This is a genomic window from Streptomyces sp. SPB162, assembly GCF_029504575.1.
Classification (GTDB): Bacteria; Actinomycetota; Actinomycetes; order Streptomycetales; family Streptomycetaceae; genus Actinacidiphila.
Window position 1 is genome coordinate 2,836,264 of the sequence record NZ_JAQFII010000001.1, and the last position, 25,542, is coordinate 2,861,805.

The following is a 25,542-nucleotide window of genomic DNA, read 5'->3' on the forward strand; positions in this document are numbered from 1 at the left end:
ATCGACCACCGCCTCGCCCCCGAGCACGAGGAACTGCGCCGCACCGTCGAGGCGTTCGCGCACGACGTGATCGCGCCGAAGATCGGGGAGTTCTACGAGAACCACGAGTTCCCTTACGAGATCATCCGCGAAATGGGCCGGATGGGCCTGTTCGGCCTGCCCTTCCCCGAGGAGTACGGCGGCATGGGCGGCGACTACCTCGCCCTCGGCATCGTCCTCGAAGAGCTCGCGCGGGTGGATTCGTCCGTCGCCATCACCCTCGAGGCGGGCGTCTCGCTGGGCGCGATGCCGATCTTCCGCTTCGGCACCGAGGAGCAGAAGCGCGAGTGGCTGCCGCGGATGTGCTCCGGGGAGATCCTGGGCGCGTTCGGGCTGACGGAGCCCGAGTGCGGTTCGGACGCCGGCGGCACGCGCACCACCGCGCGGCTGGACGAGGCGACGAACGAATGGGTGATCAACGGCACCAAGTGCTTCATCACCAACTCCGGTACGGACATCACGGGTCTGGTCACGGTCACCGCGGTCACCGGCCGCAAGGACGACGGACGGCCGCTGATCTCGTCGATCATCGTGCCCTCGGGCACGCCGGGCTTCGGTGTCGCGGCCCCGTACTCCAAGGTCGGCTGGAACGCCTCGGACACCCGTGAGCTGTCGTTCTCCGACTGCCGGGTCCCGGCCGCGAACCTGCTCGGCGCGGAGGGCCGCGGCTACGCGCAGTTCCTGCGGATCCTCGACGAGGGCCGGATCGCGATCTCGGCGCTGGCCACCGGTCTGGCGCAGGGTTGCGTCGACGAGTCCCTGGCGTACGCGAAGAGCCGGGAGGCGTTCGGCCGGCCGATCGGTGCCAACCAGGCGATCCAGTTCAAGCTCGCCGACATGGAGATGCGTGCCCACACCGCCCGCCTCGCCTGGCGCGACGCCGCCTCCCGGCTGCTGCAGGGTGAACCGTTCAAGAAGGAGGCGGCGCTCGCGAAGCTGTACTCGTCGGAGATCGCGGTCACCAACGCGCGGGAGGCCACGCAGATCCACGGCGGATACGGCTTCATGAACGAGTACCCGGTGGCCCGTATGTGGCGGGACTCGAAGATCCTGGAGATCGGCGAGGGCACCAGCGAGGTGCAGCGGATGCTGATCGCCCGCGAGCTGGGGCTCTCGGGCTGACGTGCTGAAGTGCTGACAGGCTGACGGGAGCGGTCGCCGGCCGCCGGTCCGTGGAGAGCGGCGGCCGGCCGTCACACGTCGGGCCGGTCAGTCGCTCGGCCAGGGCACCTGGGGTGAGCGGTAGTAGCCGATGCCCAGAGCCGTCCAGCGCGGGCCCTGGGCCGCGAGGCGCACCTTGTAGGCATCCCACTGGTGGGTGGCTGCCGGGGACCAGCCGATCTCGGCGATTCCCGGCAGCCGCGGGAAGGCCATGTAGTCAATGTTCGCACTGGTCACGATGGTCTCCGTCCACAGTGGAGCCTCCACACCGAGGACGGCGGAGGCGGGCGCGCCCTTGACGAAGGTGGCGGGGTCCCAGTTGTAGGAGTCCTTCACCTCGACCAGGCCGGCCCAGTCCAGGCCGAGCGGGGTGGAGGCGGTGTACTTCATGTCCAGGTAGGCACGGTTGGCGGGCGAGAGGACCAGCCGCAGGCCGGCCTTGGCCGCGTCCGCGACCTCCTTCTCACTGCCGTCCGTGCCCCAGTACTGGGCGACGGCTCCGGCGACCGGGTGCGCGCCCGCCAGCTGGTGCCAGGCGAGCACGGTCTTGCCGTACTTGGTGACGATCGGCTGGACCTTGTCCATGAACGTCACGTAGTCGGCATGGCCGGTCGAGTGCGCCTCGTCGCCGCCGATGTGCAGATACGGGCCCGGGGTGAGGGCGGCCAGCTCCCCCAGCACCTCGTCCGCGAACCGATAGGTGACGTCCTTGGACACGCACAGCGAGCTGAAGCCGACCTGGGTGCCCGTGTAGAGCGGCGGGGCGGTGCCGGAGCAGTTCAGCTCCGCGTAGGAGGCGAGGGCCGCGTTGGTGTGGCCCGGCATGTCGATCTCGGGCACCACCGTCAGATAGCGGCCGGCGGCGTAGCGCACGATCTCGCGGTAGTCGGCCTTCGAGTACGAGCCGCCGGGCCCGCCGCCGACCTGGGTACTGCCGCCGTACGCGGCCAGCCGCGGCCAGGAGTCGACGGCGATCCGCCACCCCTGGTCGTCCGACAGGTGCAGGTGTAGCTGGTTGATCTTGTAGAGGGCGAGCTGGTCGATGTACCGCTCGACCTGCGCCACGGAGAAGAAGTGCCGGGAGACGTCGAGCATGCCGCCGCGGTAGGCGTAACGCGGCACGTCGGTGATGGTGCCCCCCGGTACCGTCCAGGGACCGCTCTGCACGGAGTGCTTCTCAACAGCGGCGGGGAGCAGCTGACGCAGCGTCTGTACGCCGTGGAACAGCCCGGCGGCCTGCTCGGCGCCGAGGGTCACCGACTGCCCGGAGACGATGAGCCGGTATCCCTCCGCGCCGAGTGCCACGGCGGTGTCGCGAGGCACTTGGCCGCCGCCCGCGCCCGGCGCGCCGGCCGCCGTGCGGCTGCCCGCACCGCTGACCGCCGCCCCCAGCTTGAGCACGATGCCGTCGCGGTCCCCGCCGTCCGCGACGACGGGCACCGGGTACCCGGTGGACGGCCGCAGCACGGCGGCGAGGTAGTCGCCGATCTTCCGCACCTCGTTGGAGTTCCCTGGCACGTGGATGCGGGTGCCGGAGCCGATGACGTAGGAGGCGCCACCCGCCTGCACGGAGGCCGGGGCGGGGACGACCCGCGCCAGGACGGTCGCGGAGGCGTCGGCCGGGGTGCTTCGGGCGGCCGGGGCCGCCGACGGCGCCGAGGCCCAGGCGGAGGCGCCGATCAGGAGCAGCGAGCACAGGATCCGGGGGAAGTGGTTCCGAACGCTGGGTCGTCTCACCGGGGGATTCCCTTCAGCGGGCGGTGGAGGAAACGCTGTCCCCTGGGTACCGCGCGCACCTGAAGGGGTCAAGGTGTAGACCAATTTCCCCACACTTCCGGCTCACTCACATCCACCTTCTGCCCGAAATCGGGCAGGATTGTTGCAAACGAGCGATGATCACACCAGTATCTACGGATGCCCGACCGCCAGACGTCCCACGAGGACCTCGTCGATCACCTGGTTCGCACCACACCGCTGCACCGCGGTGAGGCGTCCCGGGTGATCCAGGACGTGCTGGCGTACTTCGACGAGACGACCGAGCTGTTCGTCCGCCGCAGACACCGCGAGCTCCAGGCCAAAGGCCTGGTCAACGCGGTGATCTTCGAGCGGATCACCGAGGAGCTGCCGTATCGCGCGGTGGCTCCGCCGGAACTCTCCCTGCGGCAACTGCGCCGCATCGTCTACGGCTGACACCACACACCTGAGGCCGCCGGCGCCCCGCGTGCGGGCGGCACCGGCCACCGGCCACCTGCCGGCACACGTACTGAACACCCAGTGAACACACGACGGAGAGGGACGACCATATGTGCGGGATCGTCGGATACATCGGTAAGCGCGACGTGGCTCCGCTGCTGCTGGAAGGCCTGCAGCGGCTGGAGTACCGGGGCTACGACTCGGCGGGCGTCGTCATCACCGGAAAGTCCGGGGTCCTCAAGACCGTCAAGGCCAAGGGCCGGGTCCGCGAGCTGGAAGCCCGCATCCCCAAGCGTTTCACCGGCACCACCGGTATCGCACACACCCGCTGGGCCACGCACGGCGCTCCGAACGACGAGAACGCGCACCCCCACCTTGACGCGGACGGCAAAGTCGCCCTCGTCCACAACGGCATCATCGACAACGCCGATGACCTGCGCGCCAAACTGATCGCGGACGGCGTCGAGTTCGCCTCCGAGACCGACTCCGAGGTCGTCGTGCACCTCATCGGCCGCTCGCAGGCCGACACCCTGGAGGCCAAGGTCCAGGAAGCGCTGCGCCGCGTCGAGGGCACCTACGGCATCGCCGTCATGCACCAGGACTTCCCCGACCGCATCGTCGTCGCCCGCAACGGCTCGCCGGTCGTGCTCGGCATCGGCGACAAGGAGATGTTCGTCGCCTCGGACGTCGCCGCGCTGGTCAGCCACACCCGCCAGGTCGTCACCCTCGACGACGGCGAGATGGCCACCCTCAAGGCCGACGACTTCCGCACGTACACCACCGAGGGCTCCAGCACCTCGGCCACGCCGACCACCGTGGAGTGGGAGGCCGAGTCGTACGACATGGGCGGCCACGACACGTACATGCACAAGGAGATCTCCGAGCAGCCCGACGCGGTCGACCGCGTGCTGCGCGGCCGCATCGACGACCGCTTCTCGACCGTGCACCTGGGCGGCCTGAACCTCGACCCGCGCGAGGCGCGGAGCGTCCGCCGGATCAAGATCCTCGGCTGCGGCACGTCGTACCACGCGGGCCAGATCGGCGCGCAGATGATCGAGGAGCTGGCCCGCATCCCCGCGGACGCCGAGCCCGCCTCCGAGTTCCGCTACCGCAACCCGGTCGTCGACCCCGACACGCTCTACATCGCGGTCTCCCAGTCCGGCGAGACCTATGACGTGCTCGCCGCCGTCCAGGAGCTCAAGCGCAAGGGCGCACGGGTGCTGGGCGTGGTCAACGTCGTCGGCTCGGCGATCGCCCGCGAGACGGACGGCGGGGTGTACGTGCACGCGGGCCCCGAGGTCTGCGTCGTCTCCACCAAGTGCTTCACCAACACCGTGGTCGCCTTCGGGCTGCTCGCGCTGCACCTCGGCCGGATCCGCGACCTGTCGGTCGCGGACGGCAAGCGGATCATCGCGGGACTGCGGAAGCTGCCGGCACAGATCGCCGAGATGCTGGAGGGCGAGGCGGAGATCGAGAAGCTGGCCGCGGAGTACGCGGGCGCGAAGTCGATGATGTTCATCGGGCGCGTGCGGGGTTACCCGGTGGCGCGCGAGGCCTCGTTGAAGCTCAAGGAGATCAGCTACATCCACGCGGAGGCGTACCCGGCCTCCGAGTTGAAGCACGGCCCGCTGGCGCTGATCGAGCCGGCGCTGCCGACGGTGGCGATCGTGCCGGACGACGAGCTGCTGGAGAAGAACCGGGCGGCGCTGGAGGAGATCAAGGCGCGGAGCGGGCGGATCCTGGCGGTGGCCCACCAGGTGCAGGAGAAGGCGGACCACACGATCGTGGTGCCGAAGAACGAGGTCGAGCTGGATCCCATCCTGATGGGGATTCCGCTGCAGCTGTTCGCCTACCACACGGCCAAGGCGATGGGCCGTGACATCGACAAGCCGCGGAACCTGGCGAAGTCGGTGACGGTGGAGTAGTCAGCGGTCCCGCGGACGGCTTGATGGGGGAGGCGGTGCCCGGGTTCCCGGGCACCGCCTCTCGCGTAAACGCTCTACGGGATGACGATGACCGGCCGCTGCGCCCGGCGGGCCAGGCGGCCGGCCACCGATCCGAAGATGCGGCCGATGAGGCCCTGGGTGCCGCCGACGACGATGGCGTCGGCTTCGTACTCGCGGCCGACCTCTTCGAGTTCGTGGCAGATGTCGCCGCCGCGTTCGACCAGGATCCAGGGAACCTCGGCGAGGTGGTCGGCGCAGGCGAGCTCCAGGCCCAGGACCTCGGTCCTGTGGTCCGGGACATCGACGAAGACCGGTGGTTCGCAGCCGGCCCAGACCGTGGCCGGGAGCCGGTTGGCCACGTGGACGATGATCAGTGCCGAGCCCAGGCGGCGGGCCATGCCGATCGAGTAGGCGAGCGCCCGCTCGCTGGAGACCGAGCCGTCGAAGCCCACCACGACACCGTGCCGGAAGGCCGGGTCGCAGGACGAGCGCAGCTTTGGGGCCGCTTCGGGGAGCGCCGCCGATTCGGCGAGCGGCTTGCCTTCAGCGGGCTCGGGGAGCTCATAACCGGCCATGATGCGGTTTCTCGACAAGGGCGGCGGGTGGGCGCCGACCGGCGGACAACGGCGGTCACAGCGGGCTTCGCTGCGTCTTCGGTAATACCCTGTCGGGGGCCGTGGGGCTGACCGGTTTCGGCCAGTTCGAGGGCTTCCGACCCTGATGACTCCAGAGTACGGCGGAGACGTATCCCTGCACAGACTCGTCGAGCCTCCGCAGGTATCACGTACGCGGAGTTTCCAGGAGAATGCCGGAGCCCGGCCCCGAGCGCAACGTCGCGCCGCTTCCGCCGGGACGAATCCGCGCGACCGGAGCGGCCGGGCCGGGCGGCCCGCCTCCAGAACGGGTCCTGAATGGGTCCTGAACGGATCCTGAACGGATCCAGAACAGGTCCAGAACGACTCCAGGGCCGCTCCGCGCCGCCTCGAGGGTGCCTCGATGCCCCCGCCACGGCGCCCGCGCCGCACGAGGACGACCCGAACAGGGGTCAGGGCACGACATCATCCGCCGCGCAAACCCAATTTCTCGCGGCACCGGCGTGAACAAGACACCCGCCCTGCTCAGGAGCGGCAAATGGCCCGATAACGCCCCGGTGACGCCGCTGGTCGCCCGGGGCGCGCCGGGGCGGTTGGCCGGTCAGGGGGCACACAACGGGGCGCTGTTCGGAGGCGCGTGCCGACGTGGCTACGTTTTTCGGCCAACTTCTGGCCGTACTGCACCTGTTGGTGGAAGCGCCCGCTGACACGTCTGCCACCTGCAATGAAACGGCTCCAAGGGGCGCGGGGGGCGTCGTAGGCCACCGCGGGAGCCAGAGGCGTACTTCCCAGCGGGCCCGGTGAGTGGAACGCTTCGTGATCGAATGCTTCACGCCACGTGGTCAAGTCGACTTAGCGCCAGGTGGTGAAGTATTCACAACTGCCTCACCGGAAACACCAAACACAGTAGATTCGATCTTGGAAAATATGGCGGGGGAAACGTGCAGGACCGAGGGGCCGCGTCGATCGAGGGGGGCTTGAGCTCCATGATGAGCCAGGAGTCCAGGACCGGTACGGCGATGGAGCAGCTGTCGCCATCCGCCGGGTCCTCAGCACCGTCAGCGTCGTCCCGCGCCACTCGCAAACTGTCCGCGCGGCGGCGTGCCGAAGTCGTCGCCGTGCTGCTGTTCAGCGGCGGGCCGATCTTCGAAAGTTCCATCCCGCTCTCCGTGTTCGGCATCGACCGGCAGGACGCGGGCGTGCCCCGCTACCGGCTGCTGGTCTGCGCCGGCGAGGACGGGCCACTTCGCACCACCGGGGGTTTGGAACTCAGCGCCCCCTACGGGCTCGAGGCGCTCTCACGGGCCGGCACCGTGGTGGTGCCCGCCTGGCGCTCGATCTCCCAGCCACCACCTCCCGAGGCCCTCGACGCGCTGCGCCGGGCCCACGAGGAAGGCGCCCGGATCATCGGCCTGTGCACAGGGGCGTTCGTACTGGCCGCCGCGGGGCTCCTGGACGGTCGCCCCGCGACCACCCACTGGATGTACGCGCCCACCTTGGCCAAGCGCTATCCCTCCGTACATGTGGACCCCCGGGAGCTGTTCGTGGACGACGGAGACGTACTGACCTCGGCCGGCACGGCGGCCGGAATCGACCTCTGCCTGCATGTCGTACGCACCGACCACGGCGCCGAGGCGGCGAACGCGCTCGCCCGGCGGCTCGTGGTGCCACCGCGCCGCAGCGACTGGCCCTCCAGCCAGCGCCACCTCGACAGGTCATTACCAGAAGAGATCGGTGGCGACCCGCTGGCCGAGGTCGTCGCCTGGGCGCTGGAGCACCTGCACGAGCAGTTCGACGTGGAGGCCCTGGCGGCGCGCGCCTACATGAGCCGCAGGACCTTCGACCGGCGGTTCCGGTCACTGACCGGCAGCGCCCCGCTGCAGTGGCTGATCACCCAGCGGGTGCTGCAGGCGCAGCGGCTGCTGGAGACGTCCGACTTCTCGGTGGACGAGGTGGCGGGCCGCTGCGGCTTCCGCTCCCCCGTCGCGCTGCGCGGGCACTTCCGCCGCCAGCTCGGGTCGTCGCCCGCCTCGTACCGGGCCGCGTACCGGGCCCGGCGTCCGCAGGACGACCCGGAGCGGCCACCAGCGCCGACCGAGCACCTGCCGCCGCGCCGGGGCACGTCGCCGCAGCTCCTGACGGTGCCGGGCAAGCCCGACTCCGACGTGTACGCCCCCCGGGTGCCCGAGCAGAGCCGCATGGACGGCTCCGACGGCGTGATCAGGGGACGGCTGCGCGCGGAGCGCATCGCACGCGGCCGCAACCCGGCTATGCCTGGTCCACGCGATCGCCCCTTAGGGTGAGACCCATGAACGACCGCATGGTGTGGATCGACTGCGAGATGACCGGGCTGTCGCTGGCCCACGACGCGCTCGTCGAGGTGGCCGCACTGGTCACCGACTCGGAGCTGAACATTCTCGGCGAGGGGGTGGAGATCGTCATCCGCCCGCCCGCCGAGTCCTTGACGACCATGCCGGACGTCGTACGCGAGATGCACACCGCCTCCGGGCTCCTGGAGGAGCTCGACGGCGGTGTGACGCTCGAGGAGGCCGAGAAGCTGGTGCTCGACTACGTGCGCGAGCACGTCTCCGAGCCGCGCAAGGCCCCGCTGTGCGGGAACTCGGTCAGCACCGACCGCGGCTTCCTCGCGCGGGACATGCCGGCCCTCGAACAGCACCTCCACTACCGGATCGTGGACGTCTCCTCCATCAAGGAGCTGTCCCGCCGGTGGTACCCCCGGGCGTACTTCAACAGCCCGGAGAAGAACGGCAACCACCGCGCCCTGGCGGACATCCGCGAGTCCATCGCGGAGCTCCGGTACTACCGCGAAGCGGTCTTCGTGGCGCAGCCGGGGCCGGATACCGACACCGCCCGGGCCATCGCGGCCAAGCACGTCCGGGCCGCCGAATAGCCTGAGGCGAGCACCCTCCCGGACCCTGTATGCTTCTTCAGGTCGGCGCCGAGAAGCGCCGGACATGGTGGGTGTAGCTCAGTTGGTAGAGCACCTGGTTGTGGTCCAGGTGGCCGCGGGTTCAAGTCCCGTCACTCACCCTGAACGACGAAGGCCCGGTCTGTGAAAACAGACCGGGCCTTCGTCATGTCCGGGGCCGCGGGCACCGGCAGGGGCGTGTCCGACGTCACACCACCGACGTCACACAGCCGCACCCCGGACGACGCGCCCGCCGATGCACCGGCCCGCTACGCGGAATCCCGCCGCACCAGTTCCGTGGCGAGCACCACGTGCCGCCGCACCGACGTGCGTTCCGCGATCTCCTCCAGCAGGACGCGGGCCATGGTGCGGCCCATCTCCTCGATGGGCTGCCGGACGCTCGTGAGGGCGGGGTCCATGTGGCGGGCGATGACGGAGTCGTCGAAGCCGACGAGCGCCACGTCGTCGGGGACGCGCCGGCCGGCCTCGCGCAGGACCTGGAGCGCGCCGGAGGCCATGACGTCGGAGGCCGCGAAGACGGCGTCCACGTCGGGCCGTCGGGCGAGCAGCTCGCGCATCGCGCGCCGGCCGCCCTCCTCGGTGAAGTCGCCGCGCGCGACGAGCGACGCGTCGTCACCCAGACCCGCCGCGTCGACGGCCTGGCGGTACCCGTCGAGGCGGCAGCGGGCGACGTACATGTCGACGGGGCCGGTGATGGTGGCGACGGCGCGGCGGCCGCGGCCGAGCAGGTAGCCGACGGCGGAGCGGGCGCCGCCGACGTTGTCGGAGTCCACGTAGGACACGGACTCCAGGTCGGAGCGACGGCCGTTCAGGACGGCGGGCATGTCCAGCTGCTCCAGCAGGTCGGGCAGGGGGTCGTCCTCGTGCACCGAGACCACCAGGACGCCGTCGACGCGGTGCGCGCTGAGGTACTGGGCGAAGCGCGAGCGCTCCTTGGGCGTGCGGATCAGCGTCAGCAGCAGCTGCATGTCGGTGTCGGCGAGCTCGGCGCCGACACCGCGGATGATGTCGGAGAAGTACGGCTCGGCGAAGAGCCGGGTCTCGGGTTCCGGGATGACGAGCGCGATGGCGTCCGTCCGGTTGCCGGCCAGCGCCCGGGCCGCGCGGTTGGGGACGTAGCCCAGCTCGGCGATGGCGACCTCGACGGCGGCCTTCGCCCGGTCGCTCACCCGGGGGGACCCGTTGATGACCCGCGAGACCGTGCCGCGGCCCACTCCGGCACGGGCGGCGACCTCCTCGAGCGTGGGCCGTCCGCTGTGCCGACCGTTCACGGTCACTTCCGCCTCCCCGACATGACTGACGCGCCATCCTAGGCGCTCGGGCGCTCTCGGCGTGAGAGCGCTCCCACAATTCCTCACGATAGCGGGCGTACCGCGCCCGATTCGTTCAAGAAGTGATCGAAGGTCCGGCCCGGACACGTTCCGGCAACGAAATGGACTTCATCTCTTGACACTTCACCCCTCCAGGCACGAATGTTCCGGCAAGCCTACGTGGGAGCGCTCCCACAAACTCGTCGTCATCCGAACGTCAGAACGAACGTCAGCACCACCCTGGACAAGGAGAGTGGAATGCGCACTTCCAGCGGCACTCGTGCCCGCAGAACCGCACTGATAGCGGTCGCGGGGCTCGCGACCTGCGCGACCCTGATCACCGGCTGCAGCAGCGACAGCGACTCGAACTCGGGGAGCAAGAGCACCGGCACGGAGAACATCACGCTGCACGTCGGCGACTTCGGCTCGTTCGGTTACGACGACAAGACGGGCGCGGCCCTGTTCTCGGAGTACCACAAGCTGCACCCGAACATCACGATCGTCGAGGACAACGTCGCCGACGGCCAGAAGTACTGGGACGCGCTCAAGCTGCACCTGTCGCAGGGCAGCGGCCTGGCCGACGTCCAGGCGATCGAGGTCGGCTTCATCGCCGAGGCGACCGCCACGCTCGGCGACAAGTTCATCGACCTCGGCAAGGCCCAGGGTGTCGACACCACCAAGTGGCTGGACTGGAAGGAGAAGCAGGCCACCACGAAGAGCGGCCAGGTGATCGGGCTCGGCACCGACGTCGGCCCGATGGCGGTCTGCTACCGCAAGGACCTGTTCCAGCAGGCCGGTCTGCCGGCCGACCGTGAGGCCGTCGCCGCGCTGTGGGCGGGCGACTGGGCGAAGTACATCTCGGTCGGCAAGCAGTTCAAGGCCAAGGCCCCGGCCGGGGTCGCGTTCACCGACTCCGCCAGCGGTGTCTTCAACGCCGTGGTCTCCAGCCAGGCGCAGCAGTACTCCGACGACCAGGGCAAGCTGATCTACGACACCAGCCCGGGTGTGAAGAAGGCCTGGGAGCTGGCCGTGGAAGCGGCGCAGCAGGGCCTGAGCGGCAAGCTGCGGCAGTTCGACGACAAGGGCACCTGGAACGCGGCGTTCAAGAACTCCAAGTTCGCCACGATCGCCTGCCCGAGCTGGATGACCGGCATCATCAAGGAGCAGGGCGGCCCGGCCAACGCGGCCAAGTGGGACATCGCCGCCGCGCCCGAGGCCGGCAACTGGGGCGGGGCGTTCCTGTCCGTTCCCAAGGCGGGCAAGCACACCGCCGAGGCGACCGCGCTGGCCGCCTGGCTGACCGCGCCCGAGCAGCAGGCGAAGGTGTTCGCCAAGAACGGCAACATCCCGTCCACCAAGGCCGGTCTCGACTCGCCGACCGTGACGGGCGCGACCAACCCGTACTTCGGCACCGCGCCGGTCGGCAAGGTCTACACGGCCACCGCGAAGGGCGTCACCCCGGCGCCGATCGGCCGCTACGACGGCCAGGTGAAGACGTACATCACCGACAACGGTCTGCTCGACATCGAGCAGCACGGCACGTCCAAGGACAAGGCGTGGTCCAACGTGCAGGCGTTGGTCAAGGACAAGATCGACCAGTAGCCGGCCGGGCCGCCCGGCAGTGACCACTCCTGCCGGGCGGCCCGCCTTCACGACGCTGATCCGGTCGGGGCCGACGGTCCCGACCGGGACCGGCCCCGATCCTCCGAGACCGACCGACTGACCCGACCGGGAAGGACGCCACTCGTGGCCACCTCCGTCAGGGCGTCGGCCGACGGCAGTCCGCCGCCGGCCCGGCCCGTCCCCGCCTCACCACCACCGGGCACCCCCGGTTCCCCCGCCGGCCCCTCCTGGCGCTCCCGGCTGTACCGCCTGGACATCAAGGCGACGCCGTACGCGTACATCGCCCCGTTCTTCGTCTGCTTCGCCGCCTTCGGGCTCTTCCCGCTGATCTACACGGGCTGGCTCTCCTTCCACCAGGTCGAGTTGGGCGGCGACGCGCAGTGGCGCGGCTTCGACAACTACACCCGGCTGTGGGACAGCGAGTTCTTCTGGAACGCGCTGCGCAACACGTTCTCGCTGGGGGTGATCTCCACCGTCCCGCAGCTGCTGATGGCGCTGGGCCTGGCGCATCTCCTCAACTACAAGCTCCGGGGGCGCGGGTTCTTCCGGGTGGCGGTGCTGGCCCCGTACGCGACGTCGATCGCGGCGGCCTCGCTGGTCTTCGTGCAGCTCTTCAACCCCGACTACGGCATGGTCAACCAGCTGCTGGGCCACTTCGGGGTGGACCACATCCAGTGGGAGGCCGACAAGTGGCCGTCCCAGATCGCCATCTCGACGATCGTCACCTGGCGCTGGACGGGGTACAACGCGCTGATCTACCTGGCGGCGATGCAGGCCGTGCCGGGCGATCTGTACGAGGCGGCCGCGCTCGACGGGGCGTCGCGCTGGCGGCAGTTCCTCAGCGTCACCATCCCCTCGATCCGCCCCACGATCCTGTTCACGATCATCGTCTCGACGATCGGGGCGACCCAGCTGTTCGGCGAACCGATGCTGTTCGGCGGCGGGTTGGGCGTCAGCGGCGGATCGGCGCACCAGTACCAGACGCTCAGCCTCTACATGTACGAGAAGGGCTGGCAGAACGGGGCGCTCGGACAGGCGTCGGCCGTCGCGTGGGTCATGCTCCTGATCCTGCTGCTCGTGGGCGCCATCCAACTGATCATCACGCGGGTGAACCGCAGGAAGCTGGGGGGCTGACCCATGGCACACGCAGTCGCCGACCGGAGCACGCGCCGGGCAGGCCCCGGCTCCGCCGCTCCCCCGCCCAGGAAACGGCGGCGCTTCGGCCCCCGCGCGGGACGGCAGGACCACGCGGGACCGCTCACGTACGCGATCCTCGTCTTCGCGGCGCTGGTCTCGCTCTTCCCGCTGTACTGGACCGTGGTCGCGGCCTCCAGCACCGACACCCAGATCGTGCAGCCGCCGACCGAACTGCTGCCCGGCAGCCATCTGATCGACAACCTGAAGATCGCCTGGGACCAGGTCCACATGGGCCAGGCACTGATCAACTCGACCATCGTGGCCGGGTTCGTCTCGCTCAGCACGGTGCTCTTCGCCACGCTGGCCGGCTTCGCCTTCGCGAAGCTGCGCTTCCGGGGCCGCAACGGGCTGCTGACCCTGGTCGTCGCGACGATGACGATCCCGCCGCAGCTCAGCGTGATTCCGCTCTACCAGATCATCACCGATCTGGGGTGGGTGGGCCGGCTGCAGTCGGTCATCCTGCCGTCGCTGGTGGCGGCCTTCGGGGTGTTCTTCATGCGGCAGTTCCTCGCCGAGGCCCTGCCGATCGAACTGATCGAGGCCGCCCGGGTGGACGGGGCGCACAGCCTGCGCATCGTCTGGCACGTGGTCTTCCCGATCGCCCGGCCGGCCATGGCGGTGCTGGGGATGCTGGTCTTCGTCCAGTCCTGGAACGACTTCTTCTGGCCGTTCATCGCACTGAACCAACAGAACCCCACCGTGCAGGTGGCGCTGGCCGGACTCGGATCCGGCGACCACACGATCGACCACGCGGTCGTGCTGACCGGCGCGCTGATCGCGACCGTGCCGCTGCTGCTGGTCTTCGCCCTGCTCGGCAAACACATCGTGGGCGGCATCACCGCCGGCGCGGTCAAGAGCTGACCCTCTCTCCCGGGCCGCCGCCCCCACCCGTCACACTCATCCTTTGGAGTGCCCCCGTATGACCGCTGTCCGTCCCGAGACCGCATCCACCGGTCTGCTCCGCTTTCCGCCCGGCTTCGTCTGGGGCGCGGCCACCGCCGCCTACCAGATCGAGGGCGCCGTGGCCGAAGACGGCCGCACGCCGTCCATCTGGGACACCTTCAGCCACACCCCCGGCCGGGTCCACAACGGGGACACCGGTGACATCGCGGCCGACCACTACCACCGGTTCCGTGACGACGTCGCCCTGATGTCGGACCTCGACCTGGGCGCGTACCGCTTCTCCATCTCCTGGTCGCGGGTCCAGCCCACCGGCCGGGGGCCGGCCGTCCAGCGCGGCCTGGACTTCTACCGCGCGCTCGCCGACGAGCTGCTCGGCAAGGGGATCACCCCGGTCGCGACCCTGTACCACTGGGACCTGCCGCAGGACCTGGAGGACGTCGGCGGCTGGACGGTACGCGACACCGCCGAGCGGTTCGCCGAGTACGCCGAGATCATGGCGGGCGCCCTCGGCGACCGCGTCCCGTACTGGACCACGCTCAACGAGCCGTGGTGCTCGGCGTTCCTGGGCTACGGCTCCGGGGTGCACGCCCCCGGCCGCACCGAGCCGGACGCCGCGCTGAAGGCGGCCCACCATCTCAATCTCGCCCATGGACGGGCGATCGGGGTTCTGCGCTCCACACTCCCCGCTACCGCGCAGACCTCGATCACCCTCAATCTCCACCAGGTGCGCCCGCTCGACCAGTCGCCCGCGGCACTGGACGCCGCGCGCCGGATCGACGCCGTCGGCAACCGGATCTTCACCGGTCCGATCCTGCACGGCGGGTACCCGGCGGACCTGATCGAGGACACCGCGCACCTCGTCGACTGGCAGACGCTGGTGCACGACGGCGACCTCGCCGAGATCTCCCGCCCCATCGACCTGCTGGGCATCAACTACTACACGCCCACGGTCGTCTCGGGCCCGCGGCCCGCGCTGGACGGCGCCGAAGCCGCCCGCTTCGACGGCCACGGCGCCAGCGCGCACTCCCCCTGGCCGGGCTCGGAAGAGGTCGCCTTCCACCTCCCGCCGGGCGAGACCACGGCGATGAGCTGGGCGGTCGACGCCACGGGGCTGTACGACCTGCTGCGGCGCATGGCCGAGGAAAACCCCGGCCTGCCGCTGATGGTCACCGAGAACGGCGCCGCCTTCGACGACTACGTCTCCCCCGAGGGCACGGTGAACGACCCCCGGCGGATCGACTACCTGCGCGGCCACCTGGCCGCCGTGCACCGCGCGATCGAGGACGGCGCGGACGTCCGCGGCTACTTCCTGTGGTCGCTGATGGACAACTTCGAGTGGGGCTACGGCTACAGCAAGCGCTTCGGCGCGGTGTACGTGGACTACGCCACCCAGACGCGGATCCCGAAGTCCAGCGCGCACTGGTACGCCGAGGTCGCGCGCACGGGTGAGATCACGGAGCCCGGCGCTCCGTAAGGGACGCGGGGGGTACGGCGGTTCGAGGGTGCCGTCGTACCACCCCGCACGAAAGCGGCCCACCGGCGGAAGGCTCCGCCGGTGGGCCGCTGCGTTCACGCGTCCAGTCGTGGTGGGGTCAGCCGAAGGCGCCGAACGCCTTGGTGAAGGCGAGGTCGCCCTGGACGATCGAGCTGCAGCTGGCGTCGGCGAAGTTCTTCGCGCCGCCGGCGCACTGCTTGTCGCGGGTCGAGGACCACATCGACAGCCAGCCCAGGCCCTTGGTCTTGGCGAAGTTCACCAGCTGGGTGGCGTCGTCGACCTTGAAGACCTCGGTGTTGACGTCGTTCACGCCGATCATCGGGGTGACCGCCACCGCCTTCCAGGCGGCCGCGTCCGACAGCCCGAGCACGCTCTTGACCTGCGCCTGCGTGGCGGTCGCCGCGTCGATCGCGTACTGGCCCATGTCGCCGTTGAAGGAAGCTCCGTAGTCCATCGCCATGATGTTGACGGCCGAGATGTTCACGCCGTTCTTCTTGGCGTCGGCGAGCAGGTTGATGCCGTCCTGCGTCAGACCGGTCGGCATCGCCGGGAGGGTGTACGAGACGTCCAGCCCGCTGTGGCTCTTCTGGAGCGCGGCGATGGCCTGCGCACGGCGGCTGTTGGACGCGGTGTCCGGGAGCGCGCCGCCCTCGATGTCGAAGTCCACCTTGGTCAGCTTGAACTGGTCGACGGCCTTGCCGTACGCGGCCGTCAGGTCGCCGACCGAGGTGCAGGCCACGCCCAGCTCGGAGCCGGAGGCGCCACCGAACGAGACGCGGACATCGCCGCCCGCCGCCCGCAGCGCGCCGATCTGGCCGGCCACCGTGTCGGCGCCGAGCTCCGTCACGCCGCCCCACTTGGGGGTGCAGCCGCCGCCGGAGGTGATGAAGGCGAGGTTGTACTGCTTGACGCCGGTGCTCTTCGCGGTGCCGACCATGTCGTAGGCCGGGTACAGCGAGGTGTCGATGTAGGGCGAGAAGCCCGCGCCGGCGACCGGGGTGGGGTTGCCCGTGGTCTTGGTGGGGGTGGGCGTCGGCGTCGCGGTCTTCGTCGGCGTCGGCGTCGCGGTCTTCGTCGGGGACGGCGAGGCGGTCGGGCTCGCGGTCACCGTCGGCCGGCCGCTGGGGGTGGCGGTCGGGCCGCTGTCCACCGAACACTTGGCTTCGTTGATCAGGCAGTTGACGGGGTCGGCCGCGGTGCCGCCGGACGCCGCCACGAAGCCGACGTCGACCTTGGCGCCGGGCGCCACGGTGCCGTTCCAGCTCTCCGGCTTCACGGTGATGTGCTGGCCGTTCGCGGTGAACTTGCCGTTCCACAGCGAGCTCAGCGTGGTGCCGGCCGGCAGGTCGAACGACAGGGTCCAGCCGGAGAGCGCCGTGCCCGAGGAGTTCGTGATCTCGTACTGGCCGGTGTAGCCGCCGGTCCAGCCGCTCGTCTTGGTGTAGGCGGCGCCGACCGGGGCGGCACTCGCCGATCCGGCCAGCGCGAAGGCGCCTCCCGCCACGACGCCTGCGGCGACGAGGCCGCCGATCGCCTTGGTCTTGAGCCCGGGTCGACGGCGGTGCGTGCTGGCCATATCGGCCTGCCTTTCGTGGGGGGCGGGGTGCGGCACGACGCTAGCGCGGGCGGACCGGACAAAAGCCCTGACCACAGCGGGGGTTGAGGTTCTTATGGCGCTCTTAAGGGAGGGATCGGAACGGGTTAATGGTGCAGACCACTGGCGCCGGCCTTCTGTCCTGTTCTGCGACGGCGGCGTGGCACTCGGTGACCCCGGCCGGAGTCGCCGGAGCCGGGGCGCAGCGCCAGCCAGACCCGAACCTCGGCGCCGCCGAGCACGGAGTGGCCGATGGCGATGTCGCCGCCGGTGGACTCGGCGACCCGGCGCACGATGTCGAGACCCAGCCCCGTGGAGCCCGGCCCGCCGTCGCCCTGGCCGCGGCGCAGCGCGGCCGCGGGGTCCTTGATGCCGGTCCCCGCGTCGGAGACCAGCACGATCACGGCGTCCTCGCCGTTGTGCATGTCCACGGAGAAGGCGGTGCCCTCCGGGGTGTGCCGGAAGACGTTGCCGAGCATGGCGTCGAGCGCGGCGGCCAGCTCGCCGCGCGCCACCGGCACCCGGACCGGCCGGTCCACACCCGCCGTGCGCGCCTCGCGCCCCTGGTCCTCCGCGAGGGCGGACCAGAACGCCATCCGCTCACGGATCACCTCGGCGGCGTCGCAGCCGGCCACGACTGGTGCGGCGATCTGCTGTTCGCGCGCGGTGCGGATGATCGTGTCGACCTCGCGCTCCAACTGGGCGACGGCCTCGCGGGTCTGCTCGGCGACGGGGCCGTTTCCGAGCGAGGCGGCGTTGAGCCGGAGCACGGTGAGCGGGGTGCGCAGCCGGTGCGACAGGTCGGCGGCCAGCTCGCGCTCGTTGGCGAGCAGTTGGACGACCTGGTCGGCCATGGCGTTGAACGCGACCGCCACCGAGCGCAGTTCCGACGGCCCGGCTTCGGAGACCCGTACCCCGAGGTCGCCGCGGCCGAGCGCGTTCGCCGCGTTCGCCAGCCGGCCGGCGGGCCGCACCATCCGGGTGCCGAGCCGGTCGGCGATGGCCACCGAGCCGACGATCAGGCCGATGCCGACCGCCGCCAGCACGATCCACGCGGTGGCGACGCCGCGGGTGATGTCGCTGTCCGGCACGTAGACCTCGACGACCGCGACCGTGCCCGAGCTGACCGCGTTCGGCTGCAGCAGCGCGTAACCGCCGCGGACCCCGACGGTGGAGGCCCGACCGCGGCTGGACGCGGCGTCCATCGCGGCGTTGGAGGAGCGGTGCTTCCCGATCTCGACGGGGGCGGAGCCGGCGGTGGCCGGCACCCGCAGCGCCATCCGGCCGTCCGCGCCGGCCTGGGTGGAGGCGAGCGCCCGTTCCAGCTGGACGCGGTCGGTGGTGATGGCCAGCGCGGGACCGATCGCGGCGGCCTGCCGCTCCGCGTTGGAGAAGGCCCGGTCGCGGGCCAGCTCCTTGACCACCAGTCCCAGCGGGACGGCGAACGCGACGACGACCATCGCGGTCACCGCCAGGCACACCTTGACCAGCAGCCATCTCATGCGGGTGGCTCCAGCTTCACCCCGACGCCGCGCAGCGTGTGCAGATACCGCGGTCGGGCGGCGGTCTCGCCGAGTTTGCGGCGGAGCCAGGAGAGGTGGACGTCGATCGTCTGATCGTCGCCGTAGGACTGCTGCCACACCTCGGCGAGCAGTTCCTTCCGGGCCACGACGACGCCTGGGCGCGACGCGAGGAAGGCCAGCAGGTCGAACTCGCGGCGGGTCAGGTCCAATGTCACCCCGTCGAGCTCCGCCCGCCGCCTGCGCACGTCGATCCGCAGGCCCCCGACCGCGAGCCCCGCGCTCTCCTCGGGCGCGGCCTCCCGGCCGCGCGCGCGGCGCAGCACCGCGGACATCCGGGCGGACAGGTGCTCGACCGAGAACGGCTTGACGAGGTAGTCGTCGGCGCCCGCGTTGAGCAGCCTGACCACCTCCGCCTCGTCGTCACGGGCGGTGGCGATGATCACCGGGACGTCGGTGATCCCGCGCAGCATCTTCAGCGCCTCAGACCCGTCCAGATCCGGGAGGCCGAGATCCAGGATCACGACGTCGAAACCGACCTGCGCCACCTCGCGCAGCGCCTCCAGAGCCGTGCCCACACTGCGTACGGTGTGGGCCGCCTCGGTGAGGTGCCGGATGAGGGCGGAGCGCACGAACTGGTCGTCCTCGACCACGAGCACACTTGCCATGGCCCGCACGGTAGCCCATTCGGGGCACGCGGTACGGGTCCGTCCGTTTACCGCCTCCGCGATTGCCTCCCTAGGCCGTGTCGGACACATCCCGCCTGGCCCGGGGCGTCTGGCACGCGCGCTCTCCCCCAGCTACCGCTGGGAGGGGCCCCCAGTTGTCGGGCCCGCCCGGTACGTCCACTACAGGGGCGACCCTCCGCCGTGCGATCGCACGCACCAGACGCCCCGGGCCCCGCCCTCCGGGCGGACGCCGGTATGTGTCAGACACGGCCTAGCAGCTTTCTGACCGGCACAGGCACCCTGTACCGCATTCGCGCACGCCAGGACAGGTATCCGGGCCGCACGCCCGGCCCGGACGGGCGTACGGCAGGATGTGCCGATGCAACGAGGATTGCTTCACGCCGGGGCCTGGACGCTCGCGACCTCCGCCGCGGTGACGATGTCGTGGTTCGGGGTGCACTCCGTGCTCACCGGTACCGCCTACGATCCACCGCGCGCGCTCCCGGTCTCCGACGCCGTCGCCGGCTCCTCGGCGCGGCCGGTGGCCTCCTCCACGCACCGGCCCAGGCCGACGCCGTCCACGACGTCCCCCTCGCCGACCGCACGGCCCACCACGAAGCCCGCGACGAAGGCGCCGTCCCCGCCGCCCGAACGGCCTCCGGGCGCCTCGCACGACGCCTCCACCAGCAACACCACGGGCAATGTGCACAGTTACAAGGTCACCGGCGGCCGCGTGGTGCTCGACCTCGGGCCCTCCTCGGCCACCCTCGTCTCGGCGACTCCCGACTCGGGCTGGGAGATGAAGGTCTGGAAGCTGGACGAGTGGATCCGGGTGGACTTCACCAGTGGCACCACCACCTCGTCGGTCTTCTGCACGTGGAACGGCCACCCGCCGACGGTGGAGATGTACAAGGCGTGAGCCGGTCGCGGCGGCTCAGCGGAAGACCGACTCCGGCGGGGCCGGTGACGGGGCGGCCGTCGCGTCGGTGACCGGGGTGGCGCCGCCGACGAAGTCGGCCAGCGGGCGGCCGTGTTCGACGCGGCCGGGATGCGGGTCGGAGGCGACTCGCCGGGTCAGGTCGGCGATCGGCAGTTCGACGTCGGCGGCGAGCAGGATGGCGTTGCCGAAGCGGCGCCCGCGCAGCACGGCCGGGTCGGCGGACACGCAGACCTCGGCGAAGGCCGACCGCGCGGTGGCGATCTGGGCGCGCAGGAAGCCGAGCGCGCCGCCGTCGGCGAGGTTGGCCGCGTACCAGCCGCTGGGCCGCAGCGCGCGTTTGACCTCGCCCATGAACTCGGCGCTGGTCAGATGCGCGGGGGTGCGGGCGCCCCCGAAGACGTCGGCGATGACGAGGTCGGCCCAGCCGTCCGGCACCTTGCCGAGCCCGGCCCGCGCGTCGCCGCCCCGCACCTTGATCCGCCAGGTCCTGTCCCAGGGCAGTTCACGGCGGACCAGCTCGACGAGCGGACCGTCGATCTCTACGGCCTGCTGCGTGGAGCGCGGCCGGGTCGCGGCGGTGTACCGGGCCAGGGTGAGCGCGCCGCCGCCCAGGTGCAGCACCTGCAGCGGGCGCCCCGGGGGCGCGACCAGGTCGATGACGTGGCCGAGTCTGCGCTGGTACGAGAAGTCCAGGTACGACGGATCGTCGAGATCGACGTGCGACTGCGGGGCACCGTCGATGAGCAGCGTCCAGCCGTGCGGCCGCTCCCGGTCCGGGACCAGCTCGGCCTGCCCGCCGTCGACCGCGGCGCCGACCGCTTCCCTGGCCTGCGCCCGCGCGCCCTGTACCCGTCCGCCCTGCTTCTTGCCTGCCACCAGACCAGTATCGGCCAGGGGACGATCAGACGCCGCCGGCCAGCTTGATCGTGCGGGCCGCCTCGCCGAGCGCCGCCCGCAGCACGGCCGGGTCGGTGGCGGTGATCCGGTCGGGCCCGCTGTCCGGCGGCACCAGCCACCCGGAACCGGCCACCGACGGCTCCGCGCCGATCGAGAAGCCGCGCCCGTCGCTGCGCGTACACGAACTGCCGGGCAGGTCCCAGCCGTCGGCGGTGCCCTGCGGCACCAGGAAGCCGATGCCGTCCCCCACGTCGTCGTGCAGCACCGGCCCCACGCGGGTCCGCAGTCGCAGGATGTCGACGGCCTCCAGCCCCTGCTGGGTCGGGACGGTGACGAGGTCGCACGGCGGAGTCGACGGCGGCGGTTCGCTCCGCTCCGGGCTCGGTTCGTGCCGATCGGTGTGCAACAAGGGGAACCCTCCTCGCGGGCGGACGCAGCACCGCCCTTACGACAAGTACAACGCGCCCCCGTGTCAACAGCTACGGCCGCTTAACGCCGCAAGGGGTGGCATTTCATGGCGGATCGTGGGTGAGATATCCGTTTTGTAGGCAACCTTTCGGTATCTGACCTGTCACAGCCGGTACCGTCGTCGCGCCCGTCCGCACCAGGAGTCCGCCATGGCTTCACCGTCCTCCAGCCCCGATCCAGCCCGACCCGCCACCATGGCCAACGCGGCCTTCCGGCAGTTGCGCGGAGACCGCTCCCCCAACGAGTTCGCCGCGGCGGTGCGCCGTTCCGCCCGCGAGATCAACGAGCAGGTCAGCTGTGACGCCCGGTACATCGGGCGGGTGGAGGCCGGGGAGATCCGGTGCCCCAACTACGCCTACGAGCGGGTGTTCCGCCACATGTTCCCCGGCCTCTCGCTGGGCGACCTGGGCTTCGCCCCCCGCGAGGCGGTACGGGGCAGGCGTGGCGGCGCGCCACCGCAAGAGACGTACGAATCCGAGTTCGAGGAGAGCGACGTGCTGCGTCGCGTGTTCATGACCGGCGGCCCCGTCGCCATCGCGACCGCCCTGGTGTCCGACCCGCGCCGGGTCGGTGTCAACGACGTCCACGCCGTGGAGGAGGCCGTCCGGCACATCCGGCTGCACGACGACCGGCACGGCGCGGACGGCCTGTTCGAGCAGGCCGGCAGAGCCCTGCGCACGGCCTACCGGCTGCTCGACGGGGGCGCCTACAGCCAGTCCGTGGCCGACGGCCTGTACGCCGGGGCGGGCGAACTCGCCGTCTCCGTCGGGTGGCTGGCGCACGACTCCGGCCGGTTCGGCGACGCCCGCTCCTACTACGCCGAGGCGCTCGCCACGGCCCGCGTGGCGGGCGACGCGGCCCTGGAGGCGCACGCGTTCTGCAACACCGCGTTCCTCGCCCGCGACGCGGGCCGCCCCCACGAGGCGGTCCGGGCCGCGCAGGCGGCCCAGGCCGCCGCCAAGCGCCTCGCCTCGCCCCGGCTGCTGTCGCTGCTCGCCCTGCGCGAAGCGGGGGGCCGGGCGGGGCTCGGCGACCGCACCGGCTGCGAACGGGCGCTGTCGCGCGCCCAGTCCCTCTTCGGCCGCGGCCCGTCCGACGCCGACCCCCAGTGGATGACGTTCTTCGGCGAGGCCGAACTCGCGGGCCTGGAGGCCCAGTCCTGGGCCGCGCTCGGGGACCACCGCCGCGCCGCGGACTCCGCCCGGCGCGCGGTCAGCCTCCAGGACCCGCACTTCACCCGCAACATCGCCCTCTACGGCGCCGAGTTGTCGGCGAACCTCGCCGCCGGCAACCGCCCCGACGAGGCCGCCGCCGCGGGCTCCCGCGTCCTCGACCTCCTCGGCCGCGTCCAGTCCTCCCGCGTGCGGGCCCTCCTCACCACCACGGCCACCCGCCTCCGCCCCCACCACCAGGCAACGGCGGTGGCGGACTTCCTGGGCCGTCAGAGGTAGCACCCCGCGACGTGCGGCGGAGCCGGCGTCAGCCCAGGTGCCCGGTGTCGTTCCAACGCTCCACCGCCGGCTCGCCGTACGCCCAGCCGAGGATCGAGAGCGACGCCGGGTCCAGGCGGATCGACGCGCCGAACGCCGGGTCCAGGCCCAGCCAGCGGGCGCCCAGCGTCCGCAGGTAGTGGCCGTGGGCGAAGACGAGGACGTCGCGGTCCGCGGAGCGCGCCCAGGACACGACCTCGTCCGCCCGTGCCGCGACCGAGGCGAGTGACTCGCCGCCCACGATGCCGTCCCGCCAGATGTTCCACCCGGGCCGTCCCGCCGCGCGTTCCCGCTCGGCGATCTCGTCGGGGGTGAGCCCCTCGTAGTCGCCGTAGTCCCATTCCATGAGCGCGTCCCACGCGGTCGCGCGTCCGCCGAAGCCGGTGAGCCCGCAGGTCTCGCTCGCCCGGACGAGCGGGCTGGTGCGGACCTCGACGCCGGGCAACCCGCCCCAGGGCGCGCCGCTCAGCCGGTCGGCGAGCAGCCGGGCGGTGCGGCGGCCCTCCTCGGTGAGGGGGATGTCGGTGCGGCCGGTGTGGCGGCCGGAGAGGGACCACTCCGTCTGGCCGTGACGGACCAGAAGGATGCGCGGAGCCATGCAGAGGGACCTTTCATCACGTTGTGGAGATCACTCCATCATCGCGCACTCGGGGAGCCCCGGCCGATGAGGCCGGTCAGCAGTCCGTCGAGCCCGAGTTCGTACTGGGCCATCCCCGCGTCCTGGGCGATGGCGAGCTCCGGGACGAGCTCGGTGAGCGCGGGGTAGCGGTCGGCAGGCAGGTCGGCGAGCCGGGCGCGGACCCGCTCGCGCAACCCGTCCTCGCACAGGGCGCGGTCCCGCCGGACGTTCCACAGCGCGGACCCGACCGTGTACTGCATGAGGGCGACGTGGGCGCGCGCGGCGTCGACCCTGTCGAGGCCGGCGGCGCGCAGCAGGCCGAGCATGCGGTCGATGACGGCGATGGCCTCGTCGCCGCGCATCGGCCGGGTGGTGAGCAGCTGGAGGGCCGACGGGTGGTCGGCGAAGAGCCGGAAGACACTGCGACATACCTCACGCAATTGCTCGCGGGCGTCGCCGTCGACCTCGCCCGCGGCGGGCAGCTCCACCTCGCCGAGGAGCCGCTGGGCGACGGCGTCGCTGATCTCCTCCTTGCTGCGGAAGTGCGAGTAGACCGCCATCGTGCCGACGCCGAGCTGCGCGGCGAGCGCGCGCATGGTGAACGCCTCGGCGCCGTCACGGTCGAGAAGTGCGACCGCCGCGTCGAGGATTCTGTCCGGATTGAGCGTGTTTCGGGGGGCGCGACGCCGGGGGGAGCGGGCCGGCTGGGTGACGGTCATGCCATTCTCTAACTTCTCACGGGGAGCAACCTGGGAGGCTGCCCCTGGCGTCTTCCTACCCGCATACCCGACCAAGACATGTTGAACACGGGACAAACAGTATGTGGCCGGGAATTTCCGGGGCGATGTGCGGGCTGTCTAGCGTACGACGTACGGTAGAGCCTACGACATGGTCCGCAAGGAGCCACATCCCACGAACGGGGAGAACGGCCGCATGACGATCACCGCCACAGCGCCTCGCGCCTCGGCCTACCGCGGCCGGCTGCGCTGGTGGACCGAGCTGCCGCTCATCGCCGTCGTGTACGCGCTCTACTCGTGCGGCCGCCTCCTGGTCCGCGGTGACGTGGGCAACGCCATGGAGAGCGGGATCGACATCCTGCACCTCGAAGAGCTGATGCGGATCGATCCGGAGCGCTGGCTCAACGGCATCTGTACGAAGTACGCCGCCATCGGCGTGCCGGCGGACTTCGCGTACGCCTCCCTGCACTACCTCGTGACGCCCGCGATCCTCGTGTGGTTGTGGCGACGGCGCCCGACGCACTACCGCGCGGCCCGCACATGGCTCATGCTCTCCACCCTGCTCGGGCTGATCGGCTTCACCCTCATGCCCACGGCGCCGCCGCGGCTGCTCGACTCCAGCCACGGCTTCATCGACACCATGGCGCAGTACGGCTCCTACGGCTGGTGGGGCCAGGAGGCCAGCGCCCCGCGCGGCCTCGGCGGTCTGACCAACCAGTACGCGGCGATGCCGAGCCTGCACGTCGGCTGGGCACTGTGGTGCGGGATCATGCTGTGGCGCTACGGGCGGACCCCGCTGGTGCGCTCGCTGGGCATCCTGTACCCGCTGCTCACCACCTTCGTGGTGATGGGCACCGCCAACCACTACCTGCTGGACGCGGTCGCCGGTGCGGCCGTCATGGGCATCGGGTACCTGCTGGCCCCGAAGGCGCTGCTCGCCGTCGACACGCTGCGCGCCCGGCGGGCCGTCCGGTCCGGCGCCACCACCTCCGCCGAGGGCCACAGCCCGGTCGTCGCGGCCTCCGCGATCGTCTCCGGCACGAAGGCGAGGACCCCGGCCCCGGCGGCTGCCAGGAACGCGCCGCACGGCCCGGCCGCCGGCGGGGTCCCGACCCCGCGGACGGCGTGGCAGGACGAGCACCGAGCCGATCCCTCGGACAGGTCTTCCGTGGGTCAGGGCCGATTGTCGTAGCGGGGTG

General features: G+C 71.3%; 22 protein-coding genes and 1 tRNA gene. 13 read left to right on the plus strand and 10 right to left on the minus strand.

The window, feature by feature from the left end; all coding sequences use genetic code 11:
- Positions 1-1,161: an acyl-CoA dehydrogenase family protein gene (locus M2266_RS12940; RefSeq protein WP_277441181.1), complete on the plus strand. Its 1,161-nt coding sequence runs from the start codon at positions 1-3 to the stop codon at positions 1,159-1,161.
- Between the two features lie 87 nt (positions 1,162-1,248).
- Here the strand turns inward: M2266_RS12940 and M2266_RS12945 are convergent, their stop codons facing one another.
- On the minus strand, positions 1,249-2,937 hold the full coding sequence (locus M2266_RS12945) for a beta-N-acetylhexosaminidase (RefSeq protein WP_277438336.1): 1,689 nt from the start codon (positions 2,935-2,937) through the stop codon (positions 1,249-1,251).
- Positions 2,938-3,114: 177 nt separating this feature from the next.
- Between M2266_RS12945 and M2266_RS12950 the strand changes: the two genes are divergently transcribed.
- Both M2266_RS12950 and glmS read left to right on the plus strand, forming a co-directional pair.
- Positions 3,115-3,390, plus strand: coding sequence for a hypothetical protein (locus M2266_RS12950; protein ID WP_277438337.1), 276 nt, complete (start codon positions 3,115-3,117; stop codon positions 3,388-3,390).
- A gap of 113 nt (positions 3,391-3,503) precedes the next feature.
- Positions 3,504-5,318: a glutamine--fructose-6-phosphate transaminase (isomerizing) gene (gene glmS, locus M2266_RS12955; RefSeq protein WP_277438338.1), complete on the plus strand. Its 1,815-nt coding sequence runs from the start codon at positions 3,504-3,506 to the stop codon at positions 5,316-5,318.
- Between the two features lie 74 nt (positions 5,319-5,392).
- Here the strand turns inward: glmS and M2266_RS12960 are convergent, their stop codons facing one another.
- Entirely contained in the window at positions 5,393-5,914 is a 522-nt protein-coding gene (locus M2266_RS12960) for a universal stress protein (protein ID WP_277438339.1), read from the minus strand.
- 1,037 nt (positions 5,915-6,951) lie between these two features.
- Between M2266_RS12960 and M2266_RS12965 the strand changes: the two genes are divergently transcribed.
- The 3 genes from M2266_RS12965 (at position 6,952) to M2266_RS12975 (ending at position 8,983) form a co-directional block, all read left to right on the plus strand.
- A complete protein-coding gene (locus M2266_RS12965; RefSeq protein WP_277441182.1) occupies positions 6,952-8,235 on the plus strand; it encodes a helix-turn-helix domain-containing protein in 1,284 nt (427 codons plus the stop codon).
- 5 nt (positions 8,236-8,240) lie between these two features.
- Positions 8,241-8,843 carry an oligoribonuclease gene (gene orn / locus M2266_RS12970; RefSeq protein WP_277438340.1) on the plus strand — a complete coding sequence of 201 codons (603 nt, stop codon included), beginning with the start codon at positions 8,241-8,243 and terminating at the stop codon, positions 8,841-8,843.
- A gap of 67 nt (positions 8,844-8,910) precedes the next feature.
- Positions 8,911-8,983, plus strand: a tRNA-His gene (locus M2266_RS12975).
- Positions 8,984-9,130: 147 nt separating this feature from the next.
- Here M2266_RS12975 and M2266_RS12980 read toward each other — a convergent pair.
- Positions 9,131-10,159, minus strand: a complete 1,029-nt coding sequence (locus tag M2266_RS12980) for a LacI family DNA-binding transcriptional regulator (RefSeq protein ID WP_277438341.1) — start codon at positions 10,157-10,159, stop codon at positions 9,131-9,133.
- 291 nt (positions 10,160-10,450) lie between these two features.
- Here M2266_RS12980 and M2266_RS12985 point away from each other — a divergent pair, with 291 nt between their 5' ends.
- From M2266_RS12985 to M2266_RS13000, 4 genes are all read left to right on the plus strand, one after another.
- Positions 10,451-11,794 carry an ABC transporter substrate-binding protein gene (locus M2266_RS12985; protein WP_277438342.1) on the plus strand — a complete coding sequence of 448 codons (1,344 nt, stop codon included), beginning with the start codon at positions 10,451-10,453 and terminating at the stop codon, positions 11,792-11,794.
- A gap of 144 nt (positions 11,795-11,938) precedes the next feature.
- A complete protein-coding gene (locus M2266_RS12990) occupies positions 11,939-12,949 on the plus strand; it encodes a sugar ABC transporter permease (RefSeq protein WP_277438343.1) in 1,011 nt (336 codons plus the stop codon).
- A 3-nt stretch (positions 12,950-12,952) separates the two neighbouring features.
- On the plus strand, positions 12,953-13,873 hold the full coding sequence (locus M2266_RS12995; RefSeq protein ID WP_277438344.1) for a carbohydrate ABC transporter permease: 921 nt from the start codon (positions 12,953-12,955) through the stop codon (positions 13,871-13,873).
- Positions 13,874-13,931: 58 nt separating this feature from the next.
- A complete protein-coding gene (locus M2266_RS13000; RefSeq protein WP_277438345.1) occupies positions 13,932-15,389 on the plus strand; it encodes a beta-glucosidase in 1,458 nt (485 codons plus the stop codon).
- A gap of 118 nt (positions 15,390-15,507) precedes the next feature.
- Here the strand turns inward: M2266_RS13000 and M2266_RS13005 are convergent, their stop codons facing one another.
- The 3 genes from M2266_RS13005 to M2266_RS13015 all read right to left on the minus strand — a co-directional run bounded on the left by M2266_RS13005 (position 15,508) and on the right by M2266_RS13015 (position 19,192).
- Positions 15,508-16,986 carry a cellulose binding domain-containing protein gene (locus M2266_RS13005; RefSeq protein WP_277438346.1) on the minus strand — a complete coding sequence of 493 codons (1,479 nt, stop codon included), beginning with the start codon at positions 16,984-16,986 and terminating at the stop codon, positions 15,508-15,510.
- A 125-nt stretch (positions 16,987-17,111) separates the two neighbouring features.
- Positions 17,112-18,506, minus strand: a complete 1,395-nt coding sequence (locus M2266_RS13010; protein ID WP_277438347.1) for a HAMP domain-containing sensor histidine kinase — start codon at positions 18,504-18,506, stop codon at positions 17,112-17,114.
- Positions 18,503-19,192, minus strand: coding sequence for a response regulator transcription factor (locus tag M2266_RS13015; RefSeq protein ID WP_277438348.1), 690 nt, complete (start codon positions 19,190-19,192; stop codon positions 18,503-18,505). The genes M2266_RS13010 and M2266_RS13015 overlap by 4 nt, the downstream gene beginning before the upstream one ends.
- A gap of 379 nt (positions 19,193-19,571) precedes the next feature.
- On the opposite strand from M2266_RS13015, the gene M2266_RS13020 reads away from it, so the two are divergent.
- Complete coding sequence (locus tag M2266_RS13020; RefSeq protein WP_277438349.1) at positions 19,572-20,111, plus strand: hypothetical protein; 540 nt, start codon at positions 19,572-19,574, stop codon at positions 20,109-20,111.
- A 15-nt stretch (positions 20,112-20,126) separates the two neighbouring features.
- Here M2266_RS13020 and M2266_RS13025 read toward each other — a convergent pair whose 3' ends face one another.
- Together M2266_RS13025 and M2266_RS13030 are read right to left on the minus strand one after the other, a co-directional pair.
- Positions 20,127-21,008, minus strand: a complete 882-nt coding sequence (locus tag M2266_RS13025; protein WP_277438350.1) for a fused MFS/spermidine synthase — start codon at positions 21,006-21,008, stop codon at positions 20,127-20,129.
- Positions 21,009-21,033: 25 nt separating this feature from the next.
- Positions 21,034-21,435 (minus strand): hypothetical protein, encoded by a 402-nt coding sequence (locus M2266_RS13030; protein WP_277441183.1) that lies wholly within the window; start codon positions 21,433-21,435, stop codon positions 21,034-21,036.
- 211 nt (positions 21,436-21,646) lie between these two features.
- On the opposite strand from M2266_RS13030, the gene M2266_RS13035 reads away from it, so the two are divergent.
- Complete coding sequence (locus M2266_RS13035) at positions 21,647-22,948, plus strand: tetratricopeptide repeat protein (RefSeq protein WP_277438351.1); 1,302 nt, start codon at positions 21,647-21,649, stop codon at positions 22,946-22,948.
- A gap of 28 nt (positions 22,949-22,976) precedes the next feature.
- Here the strand turns inward: M2266_RS13035 and M2266_RS13040 are convergent, their stop codons facing one another.
- Positions 22,977-23,585, minus strand: coding sequence for a histidine phosphatase family protein (locus M2266_RS13040; protein WP_277438352.1), 609 nt, complete (start codon positions 23,583-23,585; stop codon positions 22,977-22,979).
- A 38-nt stretch (positions 23,586-23,623) separates the two neighbouring features.
- The gene (locus M2266_RS13045) at positions 23,624-24,325 is read right to left on the minus strand and encodes a TetR/AcrR family transcriptional regulator (RefSeq protein ID WP_277438353.1); all 702 of its coding nucleotides are present in this window, start codon (positions 24,323-24,325) and stop codon (positions 23,624-23,626) included.
- A gap of 214 nt (positions 24,326-24,539) precedes the next feature.
- Here M2266_RS13045 and M2266_RS13050 point away from each other — a divergent pair, with 214 nt between their 5' ends.
- Positions 24,540-25,535 (plus strand): phosphatase PAP2 family protein, encoded by a 996-nt coding sequence (locus tag M2266_RS13050; RefSeq protein WP_277438354.1) that lies wholly within the window; start codon positions 24,540-24,542, stop codon positions 25,533-25,535.
- Positions 25,536-25,542 lie beyond the last annotated feature (7 nt).

Excerpts from the sequence above, each read along its gene's own strand:
- M2266_RS12950 (WP_277438337.1), top strand. The coding sequence starts at position 3,115 with ATGCCCGACCGCCAGACGTCCCACGAGGACCTCGTCGATCACCTGGTT.
- glmS (WP_277438338.1), top strand. The coding sequence starts at position 3,504 with ATGTGCGGGATCGTCGGATACATCGGTAAGCGCGACGTGGCTCCGCTG.
- M2266_RS12960 (WP_277438339.1), bottom strand. The coding sequence starts at position 5,914 with ATGGCCGGTTATGAGCTCCCCGAGCCCGCTGAAGGCAAGCCGCTCGCC.
- M2266_RS12965 (WP_277441182.1), top strand. The coding sequence starts at position 6,952 with ATGGAGCAGCTGTCGCCATCCGCCGGGTCCTCAGCACCGTCAGCGTCG.
- orn (WP_277438340.1), top strand. The coding sequence starts at position 8,241 with ATGAACGACCGCATGGTGTGGATCGACTGCGAGATGACCGGGCTGTCG.
- M2266_RS12985 (WP_277438342.1), top strand. The coding sequence starts at position 10,451 with ATGCGCACTTCCAGCGGCACTCGTGCCCGCAGAACCGCACTGATAGCG.
- M2266_RS12995 (WP_277438344.1), top strand. The coding sequence starts at position 12,953 with ATGGCACACGCAGTCGCCGACCGGAGCACGCGCCGGGCAGGCCCCGGC.
- M2266_RS13000 (WP_277438345.1), top strand. The coding sequence starts at position 13,932 with ATGACCGCTGTCCGTCCCGAGACCGCATCCACCGGTCTGCTCCGCTTT.
- M2266_RS13005 (WP_277438346.1), bottom strand. The coding sequence starts at position 16,986 with ATGGCCAGCACGCACCGCCGTCGACCCGGGCTCAAGACCAAGGCGATC.
- M2266_RS13010 (WP_277438347.1), bottom strand. The coding sequence starts at position 18,506 with ATGAGATGGCTGCTGGTCAAGGTGTGCCTGGCGGTGACCGCGATGGTC.
- M2266_RS13015 (WP_277438348.1), bottom strand. The coding sequence starts at position 19,192 with ATGGCAAGTGTGCTCGTGGTCGAGGACGACCAGTTCGTGCGCTCCGCC.
- M2266_RS13020 (WP_277438349.1), top strand. The coding sequence starts at position 19,572 with ATGCAACGAGGATTGCTTCACGCCGGGGCCTGGACGCTCGCGACCTCC.
- M2266_RS13035 (WP_277438351.1), top strand. The coding sequence starts at position 21,647 with ATGGCTTCACCGTCCTCCAGCCCCGATCCAGCCCGACCCGCCACCATG.
- M2266_RS13040 (WP_277438352.1), bottom strand. The coding sequence starts at position 23,585 with ATGGCTCCGCGCATCCTTCTGGTCCGTCACGGCCAGACGGAGTGGTCC.
- M2266_RS13045 (WP_277438353.1), bottom strand. The coding sequence starts at position 24,325 with ATGACCGTCACCCAGCCGGCCCGCTCCCCCCGGCGTCGCGCCCCCCGA.
- M2266_RS13050 (WP_277438354.1), top strand. The coding sequence starts at position 24,540 with ATGACGATCACCGCCACAGCGCCTCGCGCCTCGGCCTACCGCGGCCGG.